General features: G+C 64.4%; 7 protein-coding genes. 1 reads left to right on the forward strand and 6 read right to left on the reverse strand.

From position 1 onward, the window contains the following. Positions 1-396 precede the first annotated feature (396 nt). From AC6LJW_RS29180 to AC6LJW_RS29190, 3 genes are all read right to left on the reverse strand, one after another. Positions 397-1,383 carry a LysR substrate-binding domain-containing protein gene (locus AC6LJW_RS29180; protein ID WP_498088945.1) on the reverse strand — a complete coding sequence of 329 codons (987 nt, stop codon included), beginning with the start codon at positions 1,381-1,383 and terminating at the stop codon, positions 397-399. A gap of 104 nt (positions 1,384-1,487) precedes the next feature. Then, positions 1,488-1,919, reverse strand: a complete 432-nt coding sequence (locus AC6LJW_RS29185; RefSeq protein WP_056558779.1) for a RidA family protein — start codon at positions 1,917-1,919, stop codon at positions 1,488-1,490. A gap of 23 nt (positions 1,920-1,942) precedes the next feature. Continuing rightward, the gene (locus tag AC6LJW_RS29190; protein WP_427985915.1) at positions 1,943-3,400 is read right to left on the reverse strand and encodes a 2-hydroxymuconic semialdehyde dehydrogenase; all 1,458 of its coding nucleotides are present in this window, start codon (positions 3,398-3,400) and stop codon (positions 1,943-1,945) included. 153 nt (positions 3,401-3,553) lie between these two features. Between AC6LJW_RS29190 and AC6LJW_RS29195 the strand changes: the two genes are divergently transcribed. Then, the gene (locus AC6LJW_RS29195) at positions 3,554-4,039 is read left to right on the forward strand and encodes a MarR family winged helix-turn-helix transcriptional regulator (RefSeq protein ID WP_498088946.1); all 486 of its coding nucleotides are present in this window, start codon (positions 3,554-3,556) and stop codon (positions 4,037-4,039) included. Between the two features lie 27 nt (positions 4,040-4,066). Here the strand turns inward: AC6LJW_RS29195 and AC6LJW_RS29200 are convergent, their stop codons facing one another. The 3 genes from AC6LJW_RS29200 to groES form a co-directional block, all read right to left on the reverse strand. After that, complete coding sequence (locus AC6LJW_RS29200; RefSeq protein WP_056558770.1) at positions 4,067-5,008, reverse strand: YihY/virulence factor BrkB family protein; 942 nt, start codon at positions 5,006-5,008, stop codon at positions 4,067-4,069. A gap of 243 nt (positions 5,009-5,251) precedes the next feature. Continuing rightward, positions 5,252-6,892: a chaperonin GroEL gene (groL, locus tag AC6LJW_RS29205; protein WP_056558767.1), complete on the reverse strand. Its 1,641-nt coding sequence runs from the start codon at positions 6,890-6,892 to the stop codon at positions 5,252-5,254. A 39-nt stretch (positions 6,893-6,931) separates the two neighbouring features. Next, complete coding sequence (gene groES, locus AC6LJW_RS29210; RefSeq protein ID WP_006221616.1) at positions 6,932-7,219, reverse strand: co-chaperone GroES; 288 nt, start codon at positions 7,217-7,219, stop codon at positions 6,932-6,934. Positions 7,220-7,348: the final 129 nt, after the last annotated feature.

Consider the following 7,348-nt stretch of genomic DNA (forward strand, 5'->3'; position numbering starts at 1 on the left):
ACCTCGTACGCCTTCGGCTCCCTTCGGTTTCCCTCGGGCGCATCTACACGCCCCGCGCACCCCAGGCCGACGCCGCACCCGGCTGCGATGAATTCAGCTTGGCGGCCGGTGGGGCGAGTTGGGTTTTTAAGGTTCTTGCTGGGGTCAGCGCGTGTTTGGAGCGGCTTGCGGTGCCCGCCCCGCAGCGGCCGCGCGGGCGGCCTGGCGGGGCTTACGCGGCGTCTTGCGTCGTGGTGATGACGCTTCGCGAGTGGCTGCGATTAGGAGTGCGTCGGTGTCGCATACGTAGGTGTCTAACACCCCAGCATTGCCCTGCCGCACTGAGCCGACGCCTCCCTGGTGTCTGACACCGGCCTACGAAGCTCGGTCTTCATCAGCCATCGCGCGGCTCCAGTCTTAGACGCCGGTCGACGAATCTTCCGCGGGCGCTAGCCGCTGCGCTGTAATCTGCTTCAAGTAATCCACCAGCCGCTGACATGCAGGCGTCAGTGGACGATCAGCTCTGATCGAATATCCCACGTCGCCAAACGCGCCAAACACATTCGTAGGCAGGCGTGCCAGGATGCCCATCGAAAGAAACTGCGCCGCAGCGTCATAGGGAATAAGCGCCAGCGCATCGCTATGCATCAGCACGCCGATGTTGGTCAAGAGAGACAGCGACTCGACATGCCGGGCCGGCAAACGCAATCCGGCGTCAAAGAACGTGCGTTCTATCGACGCTCGCAGCGGCGACGTCGGCGCGGGCAGGATCCAGATGTGATCCATCAGGTCCGCCAACGCGACGTCCGTTGCACCAGCCATCGGGTGACGGGCGCCGACGACCAAACACAGGTCTTCGTGGTAGAGCTTGTGATGATCGACAGCGACGCCGGAGATCGAAGCCATGTCGGCGCCGGGCAGGCGGCCGACGACGATATCCACGTCGCCGGTGGCGAGCGCGGGCAGCAATTGCGCGGAGGGGCCTTCGCGGACGGTGACCTGGATGCCGGGGTGTTCGGTCATGAGGCGAGCGATGGCTTCGGGCAGGAGTTTGGCGGAGGCGGCAATCAAGGTGCCGACGACGACGTGGCCGCTGGCGCCGCCAAGAACAGCGTCGATGTCGTCGGCCATGTAGCGCACTTCGGCCATCATGGCGTGCACGCGCCTGCCCAGCACGAGGGCAAGTTCGGTGGGTGTGACGCCGCGGTTGGAGCGTTCGAACAGCGTTGAGCCGAAGAAGGCTTCGAGGTCGTGGATGGCCTTGGTGACGGTGGGTTGCGTCAGGTGCAGTTCGCTGGCGGCGCGCGATAGCGAGCGGCGCGCGAGGACGCGTTCGAAGATCTGAAGCTGGTGCAGCTTGAGCTTGTGGCTCAGCGCGTTGGGCGTTATGCGGAAGTTCGACATCCGTGCGGCCGCCCCGGCGCGTGGCCGCGGACGATGGTCCTGTTCCCTGGGTGAGTCCGACATGCCGCCGCCCATGGTGCGCTGTCCGGATCGCCGGGGATCGGCTAGCGGGCGGCGGGCTTGTAGGCGACGGCCTTTATTTCGATCAGCAAATGCGGGTGCGGCAACTGGTGCACCGCAACCGTGGTGCGCGCCGGACCGTCGGCGTCGAAGAACTCGCCGTAGACCTGATTGTATCCACCGAAGTCGTTCATGTTGACCAGGAAAGTGCTGATCTCGACGACGTCGGCAAGCGTGGCGCCGGCGGTGGCGAGGATGTCGCGGATGTTCTCGATTACGGCGCGGGTTTGCTCCCGGATGTCGAGCGTGGTGGTGCCCATGGCGTCGACTTCGGCCCCAGCGATGCGGTTGTCGGGCAGGCGCGAGCTGGTGCCGGAGACGTACAGGAAGTCGCCGGCGCGTTTGATGTGGGGATACTTGCCGCGGGGCGTGGCCTTGCCGGGGACAACGGTGGCGCTGGCGGTGGGCTGGTTCATCGTGCGGTCCTTGTGTATAGGTGTCAGAGCTTGATGCAGACGTTGGTGGGTTCGGTGTAGAAGTGCAGCGAGTGGCGACCGCCTTCGCGGCCGATGCCGGACAGGCCGCTGCCGCCGAACGGCGTGCGCAAGTCGCGCAGGAACCAGCAGTTGACCCACGCCAGGCCGACCTGCATGGCCTGGGCGACGCGGTGGCCGCGCGTGAGGTTCTGGGTCCAGACGGCGGCAGCGAGGCCGTAGCGGGTGTCGTTGGCCAGGCGGGTAGCTTCGTCCTCGGTGTCGAAGGGGGCGATGTGGCAGACGGGGCCGAAGACTTCTTCCTTGATGCAGCGGGCGTCTTCGGGCAGGCCGGTCCAGATGGTGGGCTGCACGTAGGCGCCTTCGTCGCGCGCGTCGCCGAAGACGGGGACGCCGCCGCCGGTGACGACGGTGGCGCCTTCCTCACGGGCGAGGGCGAAGTACGACAGCACTTTTTCGCGGTGCTCGCGCGAGACGAGCGGTCCCATCTCGGTGTCGGGGTCCAGCGGCCAGCCGATTCGCAGGGCGCGCGCGCGCTCGGCCAGCGCGGCGACGAAGCGGTCGTAGATCGGGCGCTCGACGTAGACGCGCTCGGTGCACAGGCAGACCTGCCCGCAGTTGGCGAAGACCGAACGCGTGACGCCGTCGACCGCCGCGTCGAAGTCGGCATCGGCGAAGACCAGCGCGGCATTCTTGCCCCCGAGTTCGAAGGACACGGGTTTCACGCCGGGCGCCACGGCGCGCATGATGGCGGCGCCGGTGGAGGATTCGCCGGTGAAGGTGATGCCGTCGATGTCGGGATGCGTGGTCATGAATTCGCCGGCCGAATTTGGGCCGAAGCCATGCGTCAGGTTCAGGACGCCGGGCGGCAGGCCGGCGTCGTGCGCGACTTCCGCCAGCAGGGTGGCGGTGGACGGCGTGACTTCGGACGGCTTCATGATGACCGTATTGCCAAAGGCCAGCGCGGGCGCGACTTTCCAGGTCAGCAGCAAGAGCGGCAGGTTCCAGGGCGAAATCACGCCGACCACGCCGAGCGGCTTGCGGTAGGCGTAGTTCAACGCCTGGCGGCCGTCGGGCGTGTCGGTCATGTAGCTTTCCATGTCCAGCGTGCGCGCCAGTTCCGCGAAGGTGCGGAAATTGGCCGCGCCGCGCGGGATGTCGATCTTGCCGGCCCAGCCGATGGGCTTGCCGGTGTCGCCGATCTCGGCCTGCAGGAAGTCGTCGAACCGGCGCTCGATGCCGTCTGCCAGCGCCAGCAGGTAATCGGTGCGCGCCGCCACGGGCAAGGCCGCCCAGGCGGGCAGGGCGCGCCGCGCCGCGATGACCGCGCGGTCGACTTGATCGCGGCTGGCTTCATGGACCTGCGCGATCAGTTGCCCATCCACCGGGCTATGTTTGTCAAAGGTGGACGCGCCGTCTTCGAAGCGGCCGTCCAGGTAGTTGCGCAGTTGGCGAGTCGGCATCGGCGTCGTTCCCGTGAAGTCAGTTAAGGCGGTTCAGATAAATACGTATACGTACTATATTGGCGGATATTAGGCAGTGGGCGAATCCAAGTCAATGCGCATTTGCGAGAACGGCTGCGCCTACAATCGCCAGGCACATTCCATGGACGCCAGATGACCGCCGCTTCCCGATCCGCCCGCCCGGCTTCCGCCCGGACCCTGAAGGAATTCGACCTGACGCACGTGGCGTCCCACCTGCTGCGCCGCGCCCATTTCCGGGCCGAGGCGCTGTTCACACAGGCGTTTCCGGACGAGGATCTGACCCCGCGCCAGAAGGCGTTGCTGGTCACGGTCTATCAGAATCCCGGCGCGACGCAGAACCGCATCGCCGAGTTGATCGCGCTGGACCGCAATTCCTTTGCGGAAATGATCGCGCGCATGACGAAGAAGGGGTACGTGCGCCGCACGCGGTCGGTGGAGGATGGACGCGCCTATGCGCTGGAAATCACGCCGGAAGGGGCGGCGCTGCTCGCCCGCATTTTGCCGCGAGACGCTGAGGTCGAGGCGCAGGTGCTGGCTCCAATCCCGGAGGAATTGCGGCCTGTGTTCCTTCAGTGCCTGCGTCTGATGGCAGGTTTGGAAAGCCCGCCCGCGCCTTGACGCTGCCGCCGCCGGTATTGAAGCGGTTCAGCTCTCGCTTTTGGGTACTGGCGCAGGCGGGGGCGTTTGAGCAGACGGTTGCGAAGGCCGTTCCACCTTTCCAAAGCGCAACGCAAATTGGCGCGTAAAAACGGCGCCAAAGAAGAAGATCTGCGCGGAATACCAGATCCACAGCAGCAACGCGATCAGCGAACCCGCCGCCCCGTAGGCGGACACCGCGGCGCCGCGGCTCAAATACAGCCCGATGCCCCACTTGCCCAGCAGGAACAGGGCGGCCGTCACGACGGCGCCCGGGATGACGTCCGGCCACGAGATCCTGGCGCTGGGCAGCAGCTTGAAGATCACGGCAAACAGCGCTGCCACCACGGAAAAGGAAAACAGGTTGGACGCCCACTCCGCCACAATCGAGAAGGTCGAGTTGGCCCATAGCGAGCCATAGATGCCCCGCGCAGCCGCCAAGCCTGCGTTCACGGTCAGGGACACCAGCAGGAACAGCGCCAGCACCAGCACCAGCCCGAACGACAGCAGGCGGCTTCGCACCAGGCCCTTTATGCCGCTTTTCTGATTGGCCCGCACTTCCCACAATTCATCCAGGCTGGCCTGCAATTCCGCAAAGGCGGTGGTGGCGCTGAAGATCAGCACGCCGATCGAGACCATGGCCGCTATCCAGCCGCTGCCGGATTCGTGTGCGCTCGCAAGTACCGTCTGGATCACCTCGGCGCCGCGCTCGCCGATCAAGTCGCGCAACTGCGCAAACAACTCGGACCGCACGGCCTCTTCGCCAAAGAACGCGCCCGCCACCGCGATCACCAGCAGCAGCATCGGGGCCAGCGAAAACACCATGTACAACGCCAGCGCGGCGCCCTTGCTGGAGGCGCGATGGCTCGACCATTGCTTGGCGGAGTCCATCAGCAAACCGCCGATCTGTGAGGGTCGCAGTACTTGCAGGACGGTTCTGGGCAGTCGCATGGGGCAATGTCTCGGTAGGGCGAGCCTTCATTGTAGGGACGCGTACAAGCCCCAGATACGGCCAGATTGTTGGCAAAAGTTTTCAAACGCCGGAAAATTTGCCGCTACTGAAACAACACGCAAAGTTTAGGGCGCCGTTGCCGGGCGCAAAAAAAGAAAAACCCCCGGGGCGAAGGTCCGGGGGTCTTTCGGATACTGCATTCCCCGGCCGAAGCCGGGGAGGCCTTGCAAGAACAGCGGGACTTAGAAGTCCATGCCGCCCATGCCGCCCATGCCGCCGGGCATGGCCGGAGCAGCGGGCTTGTCTTCAGCCAGTTCAACAACGGCGGCTTCGGCCGTCAGCAGCAGGCTGGCGACGGAGGCAGCGTTTTGCAGGGCGGTGCGGGTCACCTTGGTGGGATCCAGCACGCCTTGCTCGACCAGGTCGGTGTACTCGCCGGTCGCGGCGTTGTAGCCGTAGTTGCCCTTGCCGTTCAGCACGTTGCTGACCACGACGCTGGCTTCTTCGCCGGCGTTCGTGACGATGGTGCGCAGGGGCTCTTCCACAGCGCGCAGGATCAGCTTGATGCCGGCGTTCTGGTCAGGCGTGTCGCCCTTCAGGTCAGCGATGGCTTGCTTGGCGCGCAGCAGCGCAACGCCGCCGCCAGCCACAACGCCTTCTTCCACTGCAGCGCGGGTGGCGTGCAGGGCGTCTTCGACGCGAGCCTTCTTTTCCTTCATTTCGACTTCGGTGGCAGCGCCAACGCGAATCACGGCAACGCCGCCGGCCAGCTTGGCCACGCGTTCTTGCAGCTTTTCACGGTCGTAGTCGGACGTGGCTTCTTCGATCTGCACGCGCACTTGCTTGACGCGGGCTTCGATGGACTTGCTGTCGCCAGCGCCGTCGATGATCGTGGTGTTTTCCTTGCCCACTTCGATGCGCTTGGCTTGGCCCAGTTCAGCCAGACCGGCCTTTTCCAGCGACATGCCGGTTTCTTCGGAGATCACCGTGCCGCCCGTCAGGATGGCGATGTCTTCCAGCATGGCCTTGCGGCGGTCGCCGAAGCCCGGGGCCTTGACGGCGGTGGTCTTCAGGATGCCACGGATGTTGTTCACAACCAGCGTGGCCAGCGCTTCGCCTTCGACGTCTTCCGCGATGATCAGCAGGGGACGGCTCGACTTGGCAACTTGTTCCAGCACGGGCAGCAGGTCGCGGATGTTGCTGATCTTCTTGTCGAAGATCAGGACGAACGGGTCGTCCAGAACGGCAACTTGCTTGTCCGGGTTGTTGATGAAGTAGGGCGACAGGTAGCCGCGGTCGAATTGCATGCCTTCGACGACGTCCAGCTCGTTTTCCAGCGACTTGCCGTCTTCGACGGTGATGACGCCTTCCTTGCCGACCTTGTCCATCGCGTCAGCGATGATCTGGCCGATGGACGTGTCGCTGTTGGCCGAGATGGAACCGACTTGAGCGATTTCCTTGCTGGTCGTGACCGGCTTGGATTGCTTCTTCAGTTCGGCGACGGCGGCGGCGACAGCCTTGTCGATGCCGCGCTTCAGGTCGATCGGGTTGAAACCGGCGGCAACGTACTTCAGGCCTTCCTGAACGATGGCCTGGGCCAGCACGGTGGCGGTCGTGGTGCCGTCACCGGCGTTGTCGGAGGTCTTGGACGCGACGTCCTTGACGAGTTGGGCGCCGATGTTTTCGAACTTGTCCTTCAGTTCGATTTCCTTGGCGACGGACACGCCGTCCTTGGTCACGGTCGGGGCGCCGAACGAGCGCTCCAGCACGACGTTGCGACCCTTGGGGCCCAGGGTGGTCTTAACAGCGTTGGCGAGAACGTTCACGCCACGGACGATGCGCACGCGAGCGTCATCACCGAACAATACTTGCTTGGCAGCCATTTGTTAGCTTCCTTCGAAAATTCGTTTGAGGCGGGAGATTTACTGAACCACGGCGAGGATTTCGTCCTCGCGGATGACGAGCAGTTCTTCGCCATCAACCTTCACGGACTGGCCGGCGTACTTGCCGAACAGAACCTTGTCACCAGCCTTCAGGTCGACCGGCAGGATCTTGCCGTCTTCGGTCTTCTTGCCGGGGCCGACGGCCACGACTTCACCCTGGTCGGGCTTTTCAGCGGCGCTGTCGGGGATGACGATACCCGAGGCAGTCTTGCGCTCGTTTTCGAGGCGTTTGACGATCACGCGATCGCCCAGGGGACGCAAGGCCATGAGGAACTCCTGTTAACTAAATGAAAGGGGTGGTCGGTTTGCCCGGGAGGTGTTAGCACTCACCGGAGTCGAGTGCTAATTATAGGGATGATGTTCTGAGGTTCAAGGGGGGGCGGGGCGCTGTTACAT

It is taken from the genome of Achromobacter sp. 1012554356 (assembly GCF_059760815.1).

What these genes read in the sequence shown, in the direction of transcription:
- AC6LJW_RS29180 (WP_498088945.1), bottom strand. Translation starts at nt 1,383, where the DNA reads ATGTCGAACTTCCGCATAACGCCCAACGCGCTGAGCCACAAGCTCAAG.
- AC6LJW_RS29185 (WP_056558779.1), bottom strand. Translation starts at nt 1,919, where the DNA reads ATGAACCAGCCCACCGCCAGCGCCACCGTTGTCCCCGGCAAGGCCACG.
- AC6LJW_RS29190 (WP_427985915.1), bottom strand. Translation starts at nt 3,400, where the DNA reads ATGCCGACTCGCCAACTGCGCAACTACCTGGACGGCCGCTTCGAAGAC.
- AC6LJW_RS29195 (WP_498088946.1), top strand. Translation starts at nt 3,554, where the DNA reads ATGACCGCCGCTTCCCGATCCGCCCGCCCGGCTTCCGCCCGGACCCTG.
- AC6LJW_RS29200 (WP_056558770.1), bottom strand. Translation starts at nt 5,008, where the DNA reads ATGCGACTGCCCAGAACCGTCCTGCAAGTACTGCGACCCTCACAGATC.
- groL (WP_056558767.1), bottom strand. Translation starts at nt 6,892, where the DNA reads ATGGCTGCCAAGCAAGTATTGTTCGGTGATGACGCTCGCGTGCGCATC.
- groES (WP_006221616.1), bottom strand. Translation starts at nt 7,219, where the DNA reads ATGGCCTTGCGTCCCCTGGGCGATCGCGTGATCGTCAAACGCCTCGAA.